The 18,311-nt window shown below is 42.3% G+C and carries 17 protein-coding genes; 6 read left to right on the top strand and 11 right to left on the bottom strand.

The window, feature by feature from the left end; translation table 11 throughout:
- Nucleotides 1–135: 135 nt before the first annotated feature.
- Nucleotides 136–1,173 (bottom strand): thiamine pyrophosphate-dependent enzyme, encoded by a 1,038-nt coding sequence (locus AC04MN_RS07650; protein ID WP_475382597.1) that lies wholly within the window; start codon nucleotides 1,171–1,173, stop codon nucleotides 136–138.
- A gap of 2 nt (nucleotides 1,174–1,175) precedes the next feature.
- Nucleotides 1,176–2,981 carry a 2-oxoacid:acceptor oxidoreductase subunit alpha gene (locus AC04MN_RS07645; RefSeq protein WP_475382596.1) on the bottom strand — a complete coding sequence of 602 codons (1,806 nt, stop codon included), beginning with the start codon at nucleotides 2,979–2,981 and terminating at the stop codon, nucleotides 1,176–1,178.
- Between the two features lie 152 nt (nucleotides 2,982–3,133).
- Here AC04MN_RS07645 and AC04MN_RS07640 point away from each other — a divergent pair, with 152 nt between their 5' ends.
- On the top strand, nucleotides 3,134–4,300 hold the full coding sequence (locus AC04MN_RS07640; RefSeq protein ID WP_475382595.1) for an acyl-CoA dehydrogenase family protein: 1,167 nt from the start codon (nucleotides 3,134–3,136) through the stop codon (nucleotides 4,298–4,300).
- Nucleotides 4,301–4,500: 200 nt separating this feature from the next.
- Here the strand turns inward: AC04MN_RS07640 and AC04MN_RS07635 are convergent, their stop codons facing one another.
- The 8 genes from AC04MN_RS07635 to AC04MN_RS07600 all read right to left on the bottom strand — a co-directional run bounded on the left by AC04MN_RS07635 (nucleotide 4,501) and on the right by AC04MN_RS07600 (nucleotide 12,442).
- On the bottom strand, nucleotides 4,501–4,845 hold the full coding sequence (locus tag AC04MN_RS07635; protein ID WP_475382594.1) for a c-type cytochrome: 345 nt from the start codon (nucleotides 4,843–4,845) through the stop codon (nucleotides 4,501–4,503).
- Nucleotides 4,846–4,967: 122 nt separating this feature from the next.
- A complete protein-coding gene (locus AC04MN_RS07630; RefSeq protein WP_475382593.1) occupies nucleotides 4,968–5,513 on the bottom strand; it encodes an SCO family protein in 546 nt (181 codons plus the stop codon).
- Between the two features lie 2 nt (nucleotides 5,514–5,515).
- Nucleotides 5,516–6,283, bottom strand: a complete 768-nt coding sequence (locus tag AC04MN_RS07625; protein WP_475382592.1) for a formylglycine-generating enzyme family protein — start codon at nucleotides 6,281–6,283, stop codon at nucleotides 5,516–5,518.
- 8 nt (nucleotides 6,284–6,291) lie between these two features.
- Nucleotides 6,292–7,725: a copper-containing nitrite reductase gene (nirK, locus tag AC04MN_RS07620; protein WP_475382591.1), complete on the bottom strand. Its 1,434-nt coding sequence runs from the start codon at nucleotides 7,723–7,725 to the stop codon at nucleotides 6,292–6,294.
- 159 nt (nucleotides 7,726–7,884) lie between these two features.
- On the bottom strand, nucleotides 7,885–9,627 hold the full coding sequence (locus AC04MN_RS07615) for a nitric oxide reductase activation protein NorD (RefSeq protein ID WP_475382590.1): 1,743 nt from the start codon (nucleotides 9,625–9,627) through the stop codon (nucleotides 7,885–7,887).
- A 1-nt stretch (nucleotide 9,628) separates the two neighbouring features.
- Nucleotides 9,629–10,417 carry an AAA family ATPase gene (locus AC04MN_RS07610; protein WP_475382589.1) on the bottom strand — a complete coding sequence of 263 codons (789 nt, stop codon included), beginning with the start codon at nucleotides 10,415–10,417 and terminating at the stop codon, nucleotides 9,629–9,631.
- Nucleotides 10,407–11,747 carry a cbb3-type cytochrome c oxidase subunit I gene (locus tag AC04MN_RS07605; protein WP_475382588.1) on the bottom strand — a complete coding sequence of 447 codons (1,341 nt, stop codon included), beginning with the start codon at nucleotides 11,745–11,747 and terminating at the stop codon, nucleotides 10,407–10,409. Before AC04MN_RS07605 ends, AC04MN_RS07610 begins: the two co-directional genes overlap by 11 nt.
- An 11-nt stretch (nucleotides 11,748–11,758) precedes the next feature.
- Complete coding sequence (locus AC04MN_RS07600) at nucleotides 11,759–12,442, bottom strand: c-type cytochrome (RefSeq protein WP_475382587.1); 684 nt, start codon at nucleotides 12,440–12,442, stop codon at nucleotides 11,759–11,761.
- Nucleotides 12,443–12,643: 201 nt separating this feature from the next.
- On the opposite strand from AC04MN_RS07600, the gene AC04MN_RS07595 reads away from it, so the two are divergent.
- From AC04MN_RS07595 to nrdD, 3 genes are all read left to right on the top strand, one after another.
- Nucleotides 12,644–13,306: a Crp/Fnr family transcriptional regulator gene (locus AC04MN_RS07595; protein ID WP_475382586.1), complete on the top strand. Its 663-nt coding sequence runs from the start codon at nucleotides 12,644–12,646 to the stop codon at nucleotides 13,304–13,306.
- 176 nt (nucleotides 13,307–13,482) lie between these two features.
- Complete coding sequence (locus AC04MN_RS07590) at nucleotides 13,483–13,938, top strand: 4Fe-4S cluster-binding domain-containing protein (protein ID WP_475382585.1); 456 nt, start codon at nucleotides 13,483–13,485, stop codon at nucleotides 13,936–13,938.
- A gap of 10 nt (nucleotides 13,939–13,948) precedes the next feature.
- Entirely contained in the window at nucleotides 13,949–15,778 is a 1,830-nt protein-coding gene (gene nrdD / locus AC04MN_RS07585) for an anaerobic ribonucleoside-triphosphate reductase (RefSeq protein ID WP_475382584.1), read from the top strand.
- A gap of 23 nt (nucleotides 15,779–15,801) precedes the next feature.
- Here nrdD and AC04MN_RS07580 read toward each other — a convergent pair whose 3' ends face one another.
- Nucleotides 15,802–16,932 (bottom strand): NnrS family protein, encoded by a 1,131-nt coding sequence (locus AC04MN_RS07580; protein WP_475382583.1) that lies wholly within the window; start codon nucleotides 16,930–16,932, stop codon nucleotides 15,802–15,804.
- 137 nt (nucleotides 16,933–17,069) lie between these two features.
- Here AC04MN_RS07580 and AC04MN_RS07575 point away from each other — a divergent pair, with 137 nt between their 5' ends.
- Together AC04MN_RS07575 and AC04MN_RS07570 are read left to right on the top strand one after the other, a co-directional pair.
- On the top strand, nucleotides 17,070–17,768 hold the full coding sequence (locus AC04MN_RS07575) for a Crp/Fnr family transcriptional regulator (protein WP_475382582.1): 699 nt from the start codon (nucleotides 17,070–17,072) through the stop codon (nucleotides 17,766–17,768).
- The gene (locus AC04MN_RS07570) at nucleotides 17,765–18,304 is read left to right on the top strand and encodes a hypothetical protein (protein ID WP_475382581.1); all 540 of its coding nucleotides are present in this window, start codon (nucleotides 17,765–17,767) and stop codon (nucleotides 18,302–18,304) included. The genes AC04MN_RS07575 and AC04MN_RS07570 overlap by 4 nt, the downstream gene beginning before the upstream one ends.
- The last annotated feature ends 7 nt before the right edge of the window (nucleotides 18,305–18,311 follow it).

Here is an 18,311-nt window from a genome sequence, read left to right as displayed (position 1 = left end):
AAACCTCTCGGGTTCTTGGAAAGTCAATCGGCCTTGTTAGAAAGTATCAAAAATTGGTTCTAGAAATCAAAGCTGAGTTGAAGAAGTAAACTTCATAACAAAAAGGCGAACTCTTTGATCTCGGCCCGCCTTTTTTTATCTAAAACTATCAACTATTTCACCCCATTGTTTTGAAGATGGTCTCAATTCATCAGCCGTCATTTGTGACAATGGTTTTGTGGAAAGATTCAAATTATCTATATAAGTTGAGCTGCTATCATCAAAGTACAATAAACCCGTAACAATTTGACCATTTTCCTTAGCCTCATATATCAAACTCATGGCTTTTAGCCGCGAACGCACATCGTGCTCCTTGGAGTTGATCTTCTTTAGAACCAACGCTGTTCCATCCATCAAATGAATGGTCTCAAATTCGCCCTCGGCGTAATCCACCTGGATGGATTCACCGTCTTGAATAAACCCAAGCTCTTGCAAAACGACATCATGAGCTTTCACATAGTTGAAGCTCTTCGTTGATCCTTCGTGATTGTTAAAAGTTACACACGGAGAAATAACATCAATCAAAGCGGTCCCTTGGAACTTCATTGCCGCTTGAATCAACGGAATCAATTGTTTAGCATCTCCAGAGAAAGATCTTGCGACAAACTGACAACCCACATCCAAAGCTAAAGAGCATAAATCAATCGCTCCAAAACTATTCGTCTGACCAACCTTATTTATGGCATTCAGATCAGATGTTGCCGAAAACTGTCCCTTCGTCAAACCATAGACTCCGTTGTTTGCTACAATATACACCATAGGTAAATTTCGACGAAGTAAATGAACAAAGCCTCCAAGACCAATGCTTGCAGTGTCCCCATCACCACTAATTCCAATGTGCATCATAGAATGATTCGCAATCTTGGATCCTGTTGAAACTGCAGCCATTCGGCCATGCATAGAATTAAACCCATGTGAACTCGATAGGAAATAACCCGGAGTCTTAGAAGAACAACCAATTCCAGACATTTTTGCAACGCTATGAGGATCCACTGAAGAGCTAAACAATGCAGAAATTATATGGTTGGTTATCTGATCATGCCCACACCCCGTACAAAGGGTTGACGTTCCTCCGACGTAGTCTTTTCTATTTAAACCAATTCCATTACAAGAAGGCACCTGTGTATCACTCATGGTTAAAACTCCAATGCTACTTTAACTTCATTAATAAACAAATCGGCAGTAATTGGCGTGCCGTCATAGTGCCGAATAGAGATGAACTTATGAGCAAATTCAGTGAAATCCATTATTAAAAGATTGAAAATCTGAGCATCTCGATTGAGATCTAAAACAACTAATTGCTCATGACTTCCAATAAATTTGCGCACATCAATATGAAAAGGAATAGCTCTAATTCGCATAATATCAACCAATACCCCTTGCGCTACAAGAACAGCCCGAACCTCCTCAATTACAGCCGAGGATGACCCATAACAAATCAAACCTATTTCCGCACCCTGCCCCAAGACGAAGGGTTTTGGCACCAAATCATGTGTCGTCTTCCATTTTACTGACAACCGATTTACAAGTTCCAAATACTCAGCGCTATTCTCGGTATACTGAGCTTTCAAATTGTGTCCGGACCCTCGAGTTAGATACGCCGCTTGTACATGGCGGGTTCCTGGCAAATTTCGATAAGGGATTCCATCGCCTTCCGTATCTTGATACCTAAAATACGGCACTCCTTTTTCATTCAACTCAGCTATTTCTTTTTCGGACAGAACTTTTCCCCGATCAAACCCAATCTCTGGGTACTCTAAAGCATCTTCCATCCAAACATTCATGCCTATGTCTAAGTCTGAAAGAACAAAAACAAGAGTTTGTAAGCGCTCTGCAAGATCCAACGACTTCATACCAAATTCAAAACACTCTTTAGGAGATCCAGGCAGCAAAACAGGAAAGCGAGTGTCTCCATGACTTGCAAATGTAGCTGCAAAAATATCTCCTTGAGCTGTTCGCGTGGGCATTCCTGTTGAGGGACCTACTCGCTGAACATCCCAAACAACACAAGGAATTTCAGCATAATAGGCGAAACCCGCTGCCTCTTGCATGAGGCTAAGACCCGGCCCAGAAGTCGCCGTAAATGCTCTCGCTCCAGACCATCCGGCCCCGAGAACCATACATATACTTGATAATTCGTCCTCAGCTTGCACAACCGCAAATTTACGTTTTCCTTCCCCATCAATTCGATACTTCTCAGCGTAATTCTGAAAGCTCTCAACGAGTGAACTAGACGGTGTAATCGGATACCAAGCAGAAAAAGTAGCCCCTCCGCAAAGTAATCCCAAGGCTCCTGCTGTATTTCCATCAATCAAAATCTTATTTTTTAACAATCTAGGCTCTGCTTTAAATAATATATTCAAAGATCTCTGCCCTGCAATATAGTTGCGAGCCCACTCGCGGCTCGCTTCTAATGTCTTCAAATTGGCATCCAACAAATTGGCTTTTCCCCCAAATTGATTATCTAGCGAACTCATGATGCAATCTTGTTTTATTGACAGTATCTCACTCAAAACTCCTACGTAAACTATGTTGGCCAAAAACTTTTTCATTTTCACAACAGAGCACGACTCGTCTACAATATTTTTAACGGGCACAGATATATACTTTACATCGTCTCTCTTCCTTAGACTTTCGAAAGGAAACTCATCATTATAAATAAATACTGAGTTAGGACTTAAAAGTTCATGATCTGAATTAAACGACTGCAGATTCATAGCCACTACAATATCAGCTTTATCTCGTCTTCCGACATACCCGTCGTCAGAGGCTCGAATCCAAAACCAAGTAGGCATACCTTGTATATTAGATGGAAAAACATTCTTCCCTCCAACCGGAACTCCCATTCGAAATAGCGAACGTAATAGCACCGAGTTTGCAGACTGAGAGCCACTGCCATTCCTAGTGCCAACACAAATAACAAAGCGATTTACTTTTTCCATATAAACTCTTTCAAGATAGACCAAACGATCTATAGCTGAATTAATTTTCTCGAAGCTCCTCATAAGACTATAAAGTAACAAAAAAATTTGTAACAACTTTCCCATCAAAGTAGTAATCTATTCAACAAAACTATTCAAAGGGAGTGTGAAAGATGGCCCACTACACAGCGCCAGATTTTTTAAGTTTTGATCGTTTACTAAATTCTGAAGAAATCATGATCCGCGACACTATTCGCGATTTCGCCACCAAAGAAATCATGCCGACAATTGCCCAAGACTATGAAGCTGGCACATTCCCCAAAAGACTCATCCCACTGTTAGCCGATCTTGGAACTATGGGGGCAACAATTCAAGGTTATGATTGTGCAGGGCTCAATTACACCTCTTATGGATTAATTATGCAGGAACTTGAACGAGCAGATTCTGGCATCCGTTCATTTGTCAGCGTACAGGGCGCACTCTGCATGTATCCTATCTATGCATTTGGCTCCGAAGAGCACAAAAAAAAATATCTTCCTAAAATGGCAAAAGGAGAGTGGATAGGATGTTTTGGACTGACCGAGCCCGACTTCGGATCAAATCCTGGCGGCATGATAACCCGCGCAAAAAAAGATGGCGACCATTACATCTTAAATGGTGCGAAAATGTGGATTACTAATGGTGGAATTTGCAATCTCGCAATCGTTTGGGCTAAAGATGATAATGATGAAATTCGAGGTTTTATAGTCGATCGCGATACTAAAGGTTTTTCAGTTCGCGATATTGAAAAAAAGTTCTCGCTGAAAGCCTCAATCACCTCTGAACTCATTTTTGAAGATGCCAGAGTTCCAGCATCACAAATGTTAAACGTCAAAGGCCTGAAGGGACCATTTGCTTGCTTAAATAATGCTCGATTTGGAATTTCTTGGGGCGCTCTCGGCGCCGCCATGGCATGTTACGACGAGGCCTTAACTTATTCTAAAACCAGAATACAATTCGATAAACCAATAGCTTCTTATCAACTGATTCAAGCGAAACTTGCCAACATGATCACTGAAATCACGAAAGGCCAACTCTTAGCACTACAAGTAGGACGCCTAAAGGATCAAGAAATGGCTCGCCCAGAACATATTTCGATGGCAAAAATGAATAATGTCTCGATGGCGTTAGATATTGCCCGAACAACTCGTGATATTTTAGGAGCCAGTGGAATCACCTACGAATATCAATGTGGTCGTCACATGTTAAACTTAGAAAGCGTGAACACTTACGAAGGAACCGAGGATATTCACCGACTTATTATTGGCCATCATATTACGGGGATTCAAGCTTTCAGATAGTGATGATTCTCACAAAGTCCCTGGCTCATTTGGAGGGGATAGATTACGTTATCCCCTCTAATTTATTTCCTTCTGATATTTTTTCCATATCAGAATTGTTAGACCCATGAGAATTTTCACGACATGATACAAACCAAGTTGCGCAACAGTTCATTGCGATATTTCTTATCTGAAATATCGCTCCCTCGCAGAACTTTGATTTAGTTGCGTTTTCGTCGGCCAGTTTCAGCAGGTTTTTGAGTTGAGAAAAATGCAGCTAGATTTTTCATATCCTGCTCTGATAGCGCCAAAGCAAAGGGCTTCATGATCGCCGCGTTTCCTGCCGTGCGAGTCCCCGATTTAAAGGCTTTGAGTTGAGTAAAAATGTAATCTGCGTCTTTGCCGGCCAAGACTGGATACATTGGATTCGTGCTATTTCCATTGGAACCATGGCATGCAAAACAGGTTGAAGCCTTTGATTTGCCTAAATTCACATCCCCTCCGGAAAGGGCCAAAGCCGCAGAGCTATAGAAACCGACAACGGACACGCATAAAACCTTGAACATTTCCACCTCTTCGTTGATGAGCTAATGTCTTTGGATATATACATCTTTTTATGTATAGAATATCAAATGAGACCTAAAAACTCACAATGAAATGGAATTGATAATTACATAAAACTAATATTTTAAAGATTCTTCAACTTTTTGATAAACTCACCGCGCTCCGCATCAAAACCCTCTATGAGTGATTCCACTTCACCTTTTTCATTCAAAAGGTAGATTTGATTGGAATGCACATAATCACCACTTTCAAGGCGACGATAGCTCACCGACAGTAAGGCCGCAAGCATCGACGTATTCTTTTCGTCTGATCTAAATAAGGCCCACTGTTCGTCGAGTTTAAATTTTTTTCTAAAATCAGCTAATGAGACTTTATCTTCACGAAAGCTATCAAAGCTAAATAGACTGACCTGTAACTTTGATTTTGCTTTTTCAGGTACATGTACCAGTAAGTCCCGAATATCCTGGACTATAAAAGGACAGGCTGAGGGACAACGAGTAAAAATCATCGCGACAATTTGTTTTTTACCCTCTAATGATCTGAGCTGGATTTTCTCATCCAATTCATTGATCCACTCTTGCTTTCCCAAATACACAGAGTCTTTCGCCAAAGCGGTTGTACTAATTAATCCCATCAAAAAAATCGCAACTAGCTTTTTAATAAATGACATACTTACTTCCCTTCGCTATATTTTGCGCATCGAAATCCTAAATTTGAAGTGACGTAGTTCGCTTTTAAGCTACTTCGAAAAGCGAAGCGCATATAGTTTGAATACAACTCGGGATCGGCACTTCCTAAGGATCCTGCACCACAAAACAGGCCCCGCTCGCGATCGTTGGTTCCGCGACTATCTGCCTTAATTATGACGGATGAATAATCGGAGACCCACTCCCAAATAAGCCCATGCATATTAGTCAAACCATACTTATTAGAAATCCCTTCATACGCTGAGTGAAGATTATTGGGCTTTTGATACCACTCAAGCACTATAGCCGTCGTTTTTTTATCAACAGTGCTTGCATATTCCCACTCATTGACCGACAAAAGACGAAGGCCCTGAGATTCACAATAGGCCCGTGCTGCAAACCATGAGACATTGACTACTGGAAAGCTATTTAGGCTTTCGTCAAAGTCGAAGTCACTTTTCCAATGGGCCAAATAATTTTCCGACGCCATGATTCGAGGCATTTTAGATTTAGAATATTCTGGATTCTTCTGCACAAAATCCAAAAATTCCTTATTGGTGATTGGATATTTCTGCACAAGAAGACCCGGGATATCTACTTTTGTACCCGGATCTTGTTTATCGTCGCGATAAAATAACTCGTATTGGCCTTTAGGAACCTTCTCTAATTTATTTTCAACAGCAATTGATTCCAACGCTGACAAAAGGATCAAAGAGTTTACTAAAAGTCCCAAGGACACAATACGAGTTTTCATAAATCACACTACTTCTTTTTACTATCACGAACCGCTTTAACTTCAGCCGGAGTCACCATATCCGACTTATTACCCCAGCTATTGCGGATGTAAGTTAAAACATTCGCCGCATCTTCGTCTGAAAGTCCCAAAGCTGGCATCACGCCGTTGTACGGCGAGCCATTTACTTCAATTTTGCCCTCAAGCCCATGCAAAACTACGCCAATAGCTCTTTTTTTATCTTTCATTAGAAAATCAGATTTTGCCAATGGAGGGAATGCCGCAGGAATCCCTTGACCATTAGGTTGGTGACAGGCAGCACAGTTTTGAGCATAGTAAGATTTACCTGCCGCAATACGCTGAGCGATAGTCTTCTCAGTAAGTACTCCTTTTTTAGCTTCACTTTCATCCGAAGCAATACTTTGAATGGCAGAACCCTCTGGTAAATAAATAGCATCCACCGTTTTACCTGAATAAATTGTGTGATCTTCTTCGCCTTCAACTTTTAAGATACCCAAGGCACCTTTATTGAAAGTTCTGAAAATCGAGTGATCTACTAAGATATAATTAGCGGGAATTTCTGTTTTAAATTCAACAATCGCAGAACCACCGGCTGGAACCAAGGTCGTTTGAACCTGCTCTTGTGAAACCTTAATTCCGCCTTCTTGATAAACCTTATCAAAAATTTCCCCGATAACGTGGAATGATGAAATTAAGTTAGGCCCTCCGTTACCTACGAAGAGGCGAACTGTCTCACCAGCCTTCGCTTTAATGACATTTTCACCAGTCAAAGATCCTACTGAACCATTGAATACGACATAGTCAGGCTGTTCTTTGATAGCCTTATCCATATCAAAGGGTTGATAGCCTTTCTGACCGTATTTACCCTTTGTGTAGAATTCTGATTGTAAAACGTAAAATTCCTTATCCACTTTTGGAAGCGGCTTGTCTGCTGATTCAACATAGATCAAACCATACATGCCGTTTGCAATGTGCATACCCACTGGCGCCGTTGCACAGTGGTAGATATAAAGACCAGGGTTTAATGCTCGGAATGAAAATGTCGAGCTATGTCCTGGTGCCGTAAATGAGCCCTCAGCACCACCACCTTGACCTGTCACTGCGTGCATGTCGATGTTGTGTGGCATTTTACTCGATGGATGATTCGCAAGAGTGAAATCAACATAGTCGCCTTCACGAATACGAATCATTGGACCAGGAACCGTGCCACCAAAGGTCCAAAAAGTGTATTCCACTCCATCAGCCAAGCGTTTACGCTCTTCTTTTACTTCCATATGCACTTTCACCCGAGCTGGTGACTTGCGAGTCACTGGTGGTGCTACATTCGGTGCATATCCTAATACAGCTGTCTCTACTGGTAGCTTGCTAACATCTATTTTAGGTGCGGCCCATGCAGTCATGGATGTCGCTGTCATGATTGCAAGCCCGATGATCGTTTTCATTTCGTCCTCCGTATTGATTGACGTCTTTGATGCTTTGAAACTAATTCCGCACAGGGAATGAAAACATGACGAGAATCATGAGATGCAACCAATTGTTGCGTTTACTGATCGCCATCATATTCCGTAATGCATTTGACAGGCCCTTCGCCCCAGCTTGAACTAGAAAATAAATGGAAACCATAACTTCAAAGAAGAAATAAGATCGTCCGACTTTGAGACAATACTAAATTCTGACGAGTGAAAGAAGTGATTGGCTTTTTTGCGGTCTTTATCTTGGATTGCACAAACGTGAAAATAGATGTTTGACTGCCGAGCTTCTTGAATCGCTTTGGCAAAGTCATTAGCCCCATATTGGCCTTCGTAGTAGTCGAAATCAGTAGGCTTCGTGTCTGAAATAAATAGAACCAATTTTTTTTGGTTTTTCATTTTTGAGAGAACATGAACTCCATGACGAAGCACGGGACCAAGGCGTGTCGCGCCTTCGGGCCGTAGCCTCTGCAAACTATTCCAACAAGAAGAGGTCCGCGCCTTGTTCTTACTAAAACGCTTGTGCCAGTGAAAATGAACAGCTTTTCGAGTCTCCGAGTAGAAGCTCGCTAACCCCCATTGTACATTGGCTCCATCCAACGCTCGTCCTAGTAGCTCTGCAATGCTTTTTTCAAGCTCTAAAACCTGTTTATCGTCTATCCACGATTCAGTTGAAAGGCTCTGATCTAGCAATACCAAGACACACCAGTCAGGACTTATCGTTGGCTTTCGACGATACACTCGTTCATTTGGAGACTGGTGCGCACGCAAGGAAATCATGAAGTCCTGAGTCGCATCAATATCAATATCTTCACCATCAGCCTGAGCGTTTCTCCAGCGGCGCTCATTATGGATGGCCCCAATATAATTATTCAACAATTGAAGATTTCTTTTATCCAACTCGTTGATTGAACCCGAGAGGTGATTCTCGTCGACTTTGGCGTCGGCCTCAAATAAACAGCACCAATCCTTACGATATCTCTTTAGTTTTGAATCCCACTCCGGATAAAGATAACTTTGCACAGAAGAACCTCTCTGCTCCTCTGAAGGCTCGACCCGCGACTCCAGCGAACCACCAAGTACCTCCACCTTGATCAAACTATTTGCCGACTCCGTTGAAATTGACATTGTGTCCATTTGCAACTCTTGCAGGGCATTGCTATGTTCAGCAATTTCATCGGCCCCATCTTGGGTCTTTAAGCCTCCACTGTATTGATCCAAGGTATGGACCTTCTCAAAACTGTGCACAAAGGGATTTTCATTTTCTTGCTTCTTAAGATCGACCTTCTTAATTTCGGTAGCTCTTTGCAAAGTCATTTCACTTGAAATTCGATCTTCGTCTTCGCCGTTATTATTTTGATGTTTTGCAGAGGCGTCGCCGTTGACCATTGGAAATAATGTTGAGTTAGAAACCACTCCCAGCCACTTTTCAAATATAGAATCACCCGTGAATTCAATCTTTAACCCCTCCGCATCCCAAGTCTTAAAGACTTCTTCTTTAAGTTCAAAAAATAAGGGCCAATCAATCTGAATGAGATCTAATAAGTCAAAAAATGATTCTCGATTGAGTCTAAGTAATTTTATTCGGGAGCGATAAATGAGAGTGAATATTTTAAATAAATAGAGTTGATAGGCCTGCTGGGCATCAGTTACAAAGGGATGCACTTCATTGAGAAAAAGCTGCTGCCCACATTTTCCACCATTGTCTTTGACTAGGACCACATCGATGCCGTGGCCAGCTACAAATGATGCTAACCGCTCAAAGGCCGCCAATACGCCCTCTTGCTCGAACAATCGAGGACGCTGATCCTTTGCAGATTGATATAATTTGACCTTATTAAATAGCCAACCAAAGGCGCTTTCATCCCATCCCATACTAAAATGACAGGGCTACAAGATCTTTTAAAGCTTGGACGACGTCACGTTCATCACTTAATGGCTGAATCAAGCCCACCTCAAAGGACAATCGAACAGGTAGTCCTTTATGAATCAACCCGGCCGTCGCCACCAAAAGACGTGTTGATATTGTCTCGCGAAGGTCCATGTCTTTCATCGCCCGGATCTTTTTTGCAAAGCTCACCATTTTTTTTGCGTAAGCCAAGTCGATCCCACTTTCGTGAGCCACTACTTCAGCCTCGGCCTCTTCACCGAGATAACTAAATTCAATTCCCAAAAATCTCTGCTTAGTTGACGGCTTCAATTCTTTAAGGCTGCGCTGATAACCAGGATTATAACTCATTACAAGCATAAACTCATCAGGAGCAATGAGCTTTTCACCGGTGCGCTCAATAAACAAAGACCTGCGATGATCCGACAGGGAGTGTAGAACCACAATCACATCTTCACGAGCTTCTGCTATCTCATCTAAATACAAAACGGCACCCTCGCGTAGAGCCCGCGGCAACGGACCATCTTGCCAAATCGTCTCGCCACCTTTCAGTATAAAGCGTCCCACCAAGTCAACGGCCGAAGTCTCTTCATGGCAAGCCACTTCAATCAACGGACGTCCTAATTCTTGGGCCATCTTTTCAACAAAACGGGACTTACCGCAACCGGTAGGTCCCTTCAACAAAACTGGAAGTTTTAGTTCGTACGCCAGCCTAAATATTTCAGATTCTTTACCTGAATCCTTATAAAAGACTGGCTTATCTATTCTAGTTTTCATTTTTCCCTAGCATCTCATCGGAAGGAAGTCCGAATTTAATAAAGTTCCAAATGAAAGCGACCATGCCAACAGTGAATAAAGTCGCTGCCATCACAAGGCCTAAAAAGTGAACCTCAACCTCTTTTTGAACTTGCAAGAATTCCATTCCCAATCTTCTTTCAAGAACAACTTGAGTGATTCCAGCAATACCAAATGCCACTGTCATTGCTGTCAACCCAATATTTGAGGTCCAAAATGCAAATACGTTTTTCCCTGAATCTGCAATCTTTCTTCCAGTCATGATCGGCATTGCATAAGTAATAACCGCAAGTACGAGCATTGCATACGCGCCCCAGAAGGCCATATGACCGTGCATAGCCGTAACTAAGGTTCCATGAGTGTACATATTTACCTGCGGCAAAGTATGAGCAAACCCCAAGAATCCAGCGCCCACAAATGACATCACACCGGTACCGATGGTCCATGCCAAGGCGGTTTTGTTCGTATTATTCTTTCCACCTTTACGAGCCATAACAATTGCGTACATGGCCATACCCAAGAAGGCTAAGGGCTCTAAAGCACTAAATAGCCCGCCAATCATCAACCAATATTTAGGAGTTCCAATATAGTAATAATGGTGACCAGTTCCCAAAATACCTGAAAGGAAAGTGAAGCCTACGATGACATAGAGCCATTTTTCAATAATTTCACGATCCACACCGGTTAGCTTAATCAACAGGAAGGACATAATACCTCCCATGATCAATTCCCAAACACCTTCAACCCACAAGTGAACAACCCACCATCTCCAGTAAGAGTCGACCGTCTGAGAAACCGTTGGAATCATGCCTGGCAAATATAGCAACGCCGCCATCAATAAACCGAAAAACAGAACCATCGAGGTTGTCGTGTATCGCTTCGACTTCCAAATTGTCATACCGATTAAGTAAATGAACAACAAAACGTCAACAACGACAAGCCAATCAAGTGGACGAGGAATCTCAAGAAACTTACGTCCCTCCCACCAATTGAAATGGAAGCCGATGATTGCAGTGACGCCAACGATAACCAAGGCGGCCCATTGAACAACGGCCAGTTTCGGCGACACCAATTCACGCTCGCACTCATCCGGAATGATCCAGTAAGCGGCCCCCATAAATCCTGCCAACAGCCACATGACTAATAAATTCGTGTGGGTTGCTCGAGCTGTATGGAATGGAATAAAATCATGCAATCCATCCATCCCCATATGTGCAAAGGCCATAATGAAGCCATAGATGATTTGCAACGAGAATAACAACATACAGGTAGCAAAAAACAGATAAGCGACTTTTTGCGATTTATACTTCATAACATTCGCTCCTATTTAACACTTGCCAAGAAAGCAGCAAGTTGTTGAATTTCCTCTTCTGATAAAGGTAATTTTGGCATTTTTGAATCAGCCTTAACGGCCATAGGGTCACGCAACCACGCTTCGATCCACGCCTGATCTTTTCGAGTTCCAATTCCATCCAGCGCCGGTCCAACAATTCCACCGTTGCCATTCATCGCGTGGCAAGCTTTACAAGTCTGCTGGAAAACTGTGGGCACAGGAAGCGCTGATGCAGAGACTGAGGATGTGGTTTCTTTAGCTAAAGGTGGCTTCGCAGGAAATCCATTAAGATCAACTTCACCAGCCCATTTAAAGAAGGCCACTAACGCTTCAATTTCTTCGTCGGTCAGATCATACTTCTGCATTTTGCGATCATTCGGATACATCGCTTGCGGATCTTTTAGCATTTGACGGATAAAATTAGGTCCACGACGTTCATAGACCTTCGTCAACTCAGGAGCATAGTAAGCACCTTCACCGAAAAGAGTGTGACAGCCCATACAATTGTTCTGCTCCCACAAGTCCTTTCCATGAATCACTTGTTCGGTGATGTTTTTTTCGTTTGTTTGCTCAGGAATTCTTTTAAAAGTATCAATGGTCAGCAACACAAACGCGGCCGAACACAAAAATGTCCCAATTAAAAAGAAGGCCTTTGCTCCAGATTTCGTCAGCATAGATGAAGTCCTTTCGTTCATTAAGTTTTCAATTCGAAGGTAAGGCTGTATTTCAAGTTGAGATTTGATTCGAATCAAATTTTAGAACTTCGACTGATAATTTAATTAAAAGCTGACCTCAGTCATACTCTGAGAGCAAATAGGACCACAAATATGACGCCCATCATTTAGTATATTAGGTAGATGCGCTAGGATGCATTCATGCTGAAATCTATATTAAAGGGTAAACCCACCGATCATTGCCCCATTTGTTCTTCGCTTGAAGAAAAAATATCGACTCAAATTCTTTCCGTACTAAAAGTAAAGAGCTTTAATAAAGGAAGCTTGATCTGCGAACAAGGAAGTAAATCCTGCGGCCTTTACTTGATTAGCAAAGGCTCTGTGAAAGTTTCCCGCTTGAGCCCTCAGGGAAAAGAAGTCATCCTCGACATCCTCCACCCTGGCGCCACTTTTGGCGAAACCAGTTTACTTGCAGAGGAGGCCAACTCCAATCACATGACAGCCAATGACAATGTGGAAGTCTTTTTTATTTCGCACGAATCTTTTCAGAGCATTCTGACTGAAAACCCTGAGCTTTATAAAAAAGTCTTCGCATCAATGATGCGATGGATGGATAAACTCAATCAAATCATTGAAAACATCAATAATCCATCGGCCAAAGAACGAGTCTGCCACTATTTGAAACGAATGAGTGCCGAACAAGGCCATTCACTCATTCATCTCAATGGGAAAAAGCATGAGGTCGCCCTTATGCTCGGTCTGCGACCGGAGACTTTTTCAAGAGCTTTGTCGGACCTTGAAAAAGACGACATCATCAAGATGAATCATAAGCAGATTCAAATTCTAAAGTCTGACCGTCTTTAAATTTCCTTAGGACTTAGATCATTTGCTTTATGATCTAAGTCTAGTTCTTCGTTGTTACGCATTAAAAGTAAAACTATTAACACTACATTTAGTGGTCTCCGTCAGCAAATAATACAATAGGTAGTTGTCTCAAAATGATTTTCACCGAAGACTTTGGATTAAGAAGGTCGGTGAAAATGAAATTCTTCAAGTACGACATCCTCTTCCAAGAAGTGCCGAATGAAATCTCGATTGCATTCTATATGGTCGGTTGCCCTTTGCGCTGTAAAGGCTGCCACTCAACAGAACTCTGGGATTCGTCGCCCTACGGAGATTCACTCGAAGACAGCCCTTTTCTAGAACTTCTAAAAAAATACCAGGGCTATGCCAGCTGCGTCCTTTTCCTCGGAGGTGAGTGGGAGAAGGATCGATTGATAGAGCTACTCAATAAAGCGAAGTGCTACGGATACAAAACGGCGCTTTATTCTGGTCTAACAGAATTGCCAGGAGATCTGATGGCGAAACTAGATTTTGCGAAACTCGGACCTTGGCGATCTGATCTTGGTGGATTGGATTCACCAACGACGAATCAAGAGTTTTGGGACATTAAGAACCACAAAAAACTAAATCATTTATTTCAACGAGCCAACTAGAGGGGACATTATGTTTATTCAACTCAGCGAACAACAGGTCAATGCAAAAATTGAATTTATTAACTCTTACATCTCCGCCGCAAATGCTGCGGACGGATCAAAGTTAGATGCAAATGCCAACGTGACTCATAAAAATATTGCGACTCTGGAGGCAGAGATCAATAAAGACATCAATATTCAAATTAACAGACGCCTCGTCTATAACAGAATCAAAGATAAATTTGGCGCTGATTTAGCAAATGAGTATATTCGCCAAATTGAAGAACACGAGATCTATGTCCATGATGAAACTTCTTTAAAACCCTACTGTGCTTCTATTTCGATGTATCCGTTACTTACCGATGGGCTAGTCAGTCTTGGCGGTGAGTCCCGTCCACCAAAACATTTAGAGAGTTTCTGTGGATCATTCATCAATATGGTCTTCGCCATTTCAGCTCAGTTTGCTGGAGCCATTGCAACGGTTGAATTTTTAATGTACTTCGATCATTTCGCTCGCAAAGACTATGGAAAAGACTACTTAAAAACACACGCTCAGATTATCAATAATCATCTCCAGCATGTTGTCTATGCCATCAATCAACCTGCCGCAGCCCGAGGATATCAGTCTGTCTTCTGGAATATCTCGGTCTATGATCAACACTATTTCAAATCTTTGTTCGGTGACTTTGTTTTCCCAGACGGTGGGCTTCCCGAGCTAGAATCAGTCATGAATCTACAATCTCACTTCATGAGCTGGTTCAACCAGGAACGCACCAAAGCTATTTTAACGTTCCCAGTCGTCACTGCGGCAATGCTCACCGAAGCAGACCAACCTAAAGACAGATCTTTCCACCAAATGTGTGCCAAGGAACTATCGGAAGGAAATAGCTTCTTTATGTATCTCAGCGACTCTGCCGACTCACTCGCTAGCTGCTGCCGTCTTCGCAATGAAATTGCCGATAACACCTTCAGCTATTCATTGGGGGCCGGCGGTGTCGCTACGGGCTCGATAAAAGTCATCACGATCAATATGAATCGCATGATTCAAAAGAATATCGACTTAAAAGAGCAAATCGAAAAGATTCACAAATATCAAGTGGCCTTTCGCGAGCTCGTCGAAGAATACAAAAAAGCAGGTATGCTCACCGCCTACAGTGCCGGCTTTATCACTCTTGATAAACAATACTTAACTATTGGCATCAATGGAATGTTAGAAGCTGCGGAATTCAAAGGCATAGAGATTTCAAATAATTCAAAATACATCAGATTCGTACAAGAAAACTTGAAGGTCATTTTCGATGCGAATAAGGAAGCAAAGAAGAAATACGGCTATATGTTCAACACCGAATTTGTGCCGGCTGAAAATCTTGGAGTCAAGAACGCAAACTGGGACCGTAAAGATGGCCTCGAAGTCCCTCGCGATTGTTACAATTCGTACTTCTATAAAGTCGAAGACAATAACATCACTAGCATCGACAAAATGATCCTTCACGGGAAAGAAACTATGCAGTACTTGGATGGGGGCTCGGCTCTTCATCTAAATCTTGAAGAACGCTTGACCGCATCTGCCTATGAAAAAATGATCGCTGCCGCCGCCAAAGCTGGTTGCAATTATTGGTGCGTCAATGTTTGCGTCACGATCTGCAATGACTGTGAGCACATAGACAAACGCACTCTTCATCAATGCAGTCGCTGCCAAAGCGACGATGTCGATCATGCGACTCGAGTGATTGGCTACCTGAAACGTATATCTAATTTTAGTAGTTCCCGCCAAAAAGAAGCCGCCCGACGTTTCTATCACAAGAAAAGTGTCCCTGCAGGCCAGATAAAAGCAAACACACCACCAGAAATTAGAGCATAATCGCAATACGTTAAAGAGGGCGCCTAGGCTCCCTCTTTAAATATCTTTGGAATAAAAACAAATCCCCAGACCAGCAATCCTAAGCACCAGAATCCTCCGGCTATAGACAATATCAAAAAGTAATACTCGGGGAAAAAGGCCGCTAAAAACCGAACGACGGCTGTTATGCCTAAAACTCCACCAACAAGTACGATCGGCTTTAACGTTGCTTCTAAGCTCATCTCATGGGACCCATGAGACAATACGACTCTGATTGCGACCATGAAGGTCATCAATCCAAAGCCTCCGATGTACATAAAATGAAGTGCATGAATCCTTAACCCATCGAAAAGTTGAAGGAAAAGTCCAATCAACAACAACCAAGCCGAACTCCATAGCATCCAGGCCTGAAGGGTTCGCTTTAAAGGCCTTTGATAAATTTTCCACTGACTAATAACCAGCCAAAAAAATAAAATAAATCGAATAGCAACTGCAACTTGATAAAAGCCCCGTGACTCAAAAATGTAAGTGGCCAAAACGGCCCCTGCTAAAAGAACGAAGGGCGTCTTTTTAAAAAGAACACCTCCCTCAAGTGGCGAAGGCATCCACCCAAGCAGGGCCGGAACCAAGCGGGAGCCAATGCCCATAATCAAGAACAGGATCATGCCCTGCTTATAAAATAGCTCGGCAAACGATCGGAGCCCCTCATTTTCGACGACTTTTAAATAAAACATACTCAAATAGAAGTGACTGAACACTGAAAGCACTAACCCCATGAGCACTAAAATAAATGGCGCAGGAGGATTGTTCCGTCGTTTTAGAAAGCGACGGAATAAGAATAAAATAAGAAAGCAATAACTGCAGAACTGAAGAAAGTGAAAGCACTGCAAATGCCCTAAAAAACTTGCAACGCCTCCTGCCAGAATACTGAGAGATAAAATTACAATCTCAACTAAATTCGCCGGAAATGACGATGTGAACTTGGGGCCAGCCGTCATTAAAAAACCTATGACAAAAGAACCCAAAAACAACCCCATCATCCACTGCGCATGTAGCAGACCAGGATAGGGTCCTAAGTTGAAGTAGTACAAAACCCATACGACACCGCCGATAAAACCCATCAACCATCCCATGGGAAAGAACAAACGATATGGATTTTCTGTTAAATTTTGCATATTTGTGCTCCTTCCTTTTTATGCATCGAAAATTTCTGATCTTGCTTGATTGAAATCAATTTTCTGATTTTCATCATGTTTTTTTGTTTAAAATGGGATTAACTATTTTTAGTTAAAAAAGACAAAACGAGGCCCCTATGACTATCGATGATTTAAAACTAGAAGAATTGCAACTTTTCACGAAAGCCCCCAAATCGACGATTCAAGCTCTCAAATCACAGAGTCAAATTATCTATCTGAAGCCCCGTCAAGCGGCTTACAAAGAGGGCCAAGCTGCGACTCACGTTTACATGGTCCTACATGGTGGTCTGAAGGTTCAAAAAACTCATAGAGATGTCACGACTATTTTTGACTTTATCACTCGAGGCTGCCTTGGAGGATATCTCTACCATCTTGAAGAACAGAGAATTTATATGTTCACCGGAATCGCCGTAGAACACTCAAGTGTCCTTGCTATTCCAACGAAGGTTTTCGAAGAGTTTATGTTGAACTGCCAACCCTGCTTCCAACAAGTTCAGCTCTTGATTGGTCGTTTTATGAACGAAATGCAACAAGACCGTAGCATGGCCAAGGAAAGGGTTCCTTATCGTTTGGCAAATTTTCTCATCAATGTGCTTAGGAAGCAGGCCCTGACCGCTGATTCTCAAAGCATTATGCTAAAGCTCAGTCGCCATGACATCGCTGGGCGCATCGGCACAGAGCCGGAAACCATCATTCGTATTTTAACGAAGTGGACTCAGGATGGAGTTATCGAAACCAAAAATAAAATCATCACTGTTCGCGATAAAAACTTTCTGGTAGAACTTTTGAAGAATAAGAAAGAAAAGTACTTATGACCTATCGAGAGACCCTTGCCGATCTTCGTATTGAACATATTGAAATTCAAAAACGAATCGATGAGATGCGTCCTCTGATATGGTCATGGCCAAAGCACGTTCCAAAACTTTTGATTGAATTGATTGATTTGGTACACTCGCACCACATCAAAGAAGAGGCCGAACTTTTTCCTTATGTTTCTCGACAAGATTGGCTTTCAGGAGGGGGACCACGCTGCAGCTTTTTTATGGGCCAAATCATGGATTTGAAGCTTCATGAACGCTTCACCCAAACTCTGAGAAACTACAACTTGACAGCAGACCGCCAAACCCGCGACTGGGCTGAAGAATCAAGCCCCCTTTGGGTTCCCTTAGATGAGCATGATATCGGCACAGCATTTTCAGTGGCGATCAAAGATGAATTATCAAAGCCCACCTCTGATCAAAACATCGAAAAGCTAAAGGATCTAGCTTCGACATATCTTAGACTCGTCGAAGTTCATCGACAAAAAGAGGACGAGTGCCTTTTCGTCCTCTTAGAAAACAAGCTCCCTTAGATAATCC

The organism is Bdellovibrio sp. ZFWA1, from assembly GCF_056175665.1.
Note: the sequence above shows the minus strand (reverse complement) of the source record. Positions and strands in the feature narration are given on the sequence as shown.

What these genes read in the sequence shown, in the direction of transcription:
- AC04MN_RS07650 (WP_475382597.1), bottom strand. Translation starts at nt 1,173, where the DNA reads ATGAGTGATACACAGGTGCCTTCTTGTAATGGAATTGGTTTAAATAGA.
- AC04MN_RS07645 (WP_475382596.1), bottom strand. Translation starts at nt 2,981, where the DNA reads ATGGAAAAAGTAAATCGCTTTGTTATTTGTGTTGGCACTAGGAATGGC.
- AC04MN_RS07640 (WP_475382595.1), top strand. Translation starts at nt 3,134, where the DNA reads ATGGCCCACTACACAGCGCCAGATTTTTTAAGTTTTGATCGTTTACTA.
- AC04MN_RS07635 (WP_475382594.1), bottom strand. Translation starts at nt 4,845, where the DNA reads ATGTTCAAGGTTTTATGCGTGTCCGTTGTCGGTTTCTATAGCTCTGCG.
- AC04MN_RS07630 (WP_475382593.1), bottom strand. Translation starts at nt 5,513, where the DNA reads ATGTCATTTATTAAAAAGCTAGTTGCGATTTTTTTGATGGGATTAATT.
- AC04MN_RS07625 (WP_475382592.1), bottom strand. Translation starts at nt 6,283, where the DNA reads ATGAAAACTCGTATTGTGTCCTTGGGACTTTTAGTAAACTCTTTGATC.
- nirK (WP_475382591.1), bottom strand. Translation starts at nt 7,725, where the DNA reads ATGAAAACGATCATCGGGCTTGCAATCATGACAGCGACATCCATGACT.
- AC04MN_RS07615 (WP_475382590.1), bottom strand. Translation starts at nt 9,627, where the DNA reads ATGGGATGGGATGAAAGCGCCTTTGGTTGGCTATTTAATAAGGTCAAA.
- AC04MN_RS07610 (WP_475382589.1), bottom strand. Translation starts at nt 10,417, where the DNA reads ATGAAAACTAGAATAGATAAGCCAGTCTTTTATAAGGATTCAGGTAAA.
- AC04MN_RS07605 (WP_475382588.1), bottom strand. Translation starts at nt 11,747, where the DNA reads ATGAAGTATAAATCGCAAAAAGTCGCTTATCTGTTTTTTGCTACCTGT.
- AC04MN_RS07600 (WP_475382587.1), bottom strand. Translation starts at nt 12,442, where the DNA reads ATGCTGACGAAATCTGGAGCAAAGGCCTTCTTTTTAATTGGGACATTT.
- AC04MN_RS07595 (WP_475382586.1), top strand. Translation starts at nt 12,644, where the DNA reads ATGCTGAAATCTATATTAAAGGGTAAACCCACCGATCATTGCCCCATT.
- AC04MN_RS07590 (WP_475382585.1), top strand. Translation starts at nt 13,483, where the DNA reads ATGAAATTCTTCAAGTACGACATCCTCTTCCAAGAAGTGCCGAATGAA.
- nrdD (WP_475382584.1), top strand. Translation starts at nt 13,949, where the DNA reads ATGTTTATTCAACTCAGCGAACAACAGGTCAATGCAAAAATTGAATTT.
- AC04MN_RS07580 (WP_475382583.1), bottom strand. Translation starts at nt 16,932, where the DNA reads ATGCAAAATTTAACAGAAAATCCATATCGTTTGTTCTTTCCCATGGGA.
- AC04MN_RS07575 (WP_475382582.1), top strand. Translation starts at nt 17,070, where the DNA reads ATGACTATCGATGATTTAAAACTAGAAGAATTGCAACTTTTCACGAAA.
- AC04MN_RS07570 (WP_475382581.1), top strand. Translation starts at nt 17,765, where the DNA reads ATGACCTATCGAGAGACCCTTGCCGATCTTCGTATTGAACATATTGAA.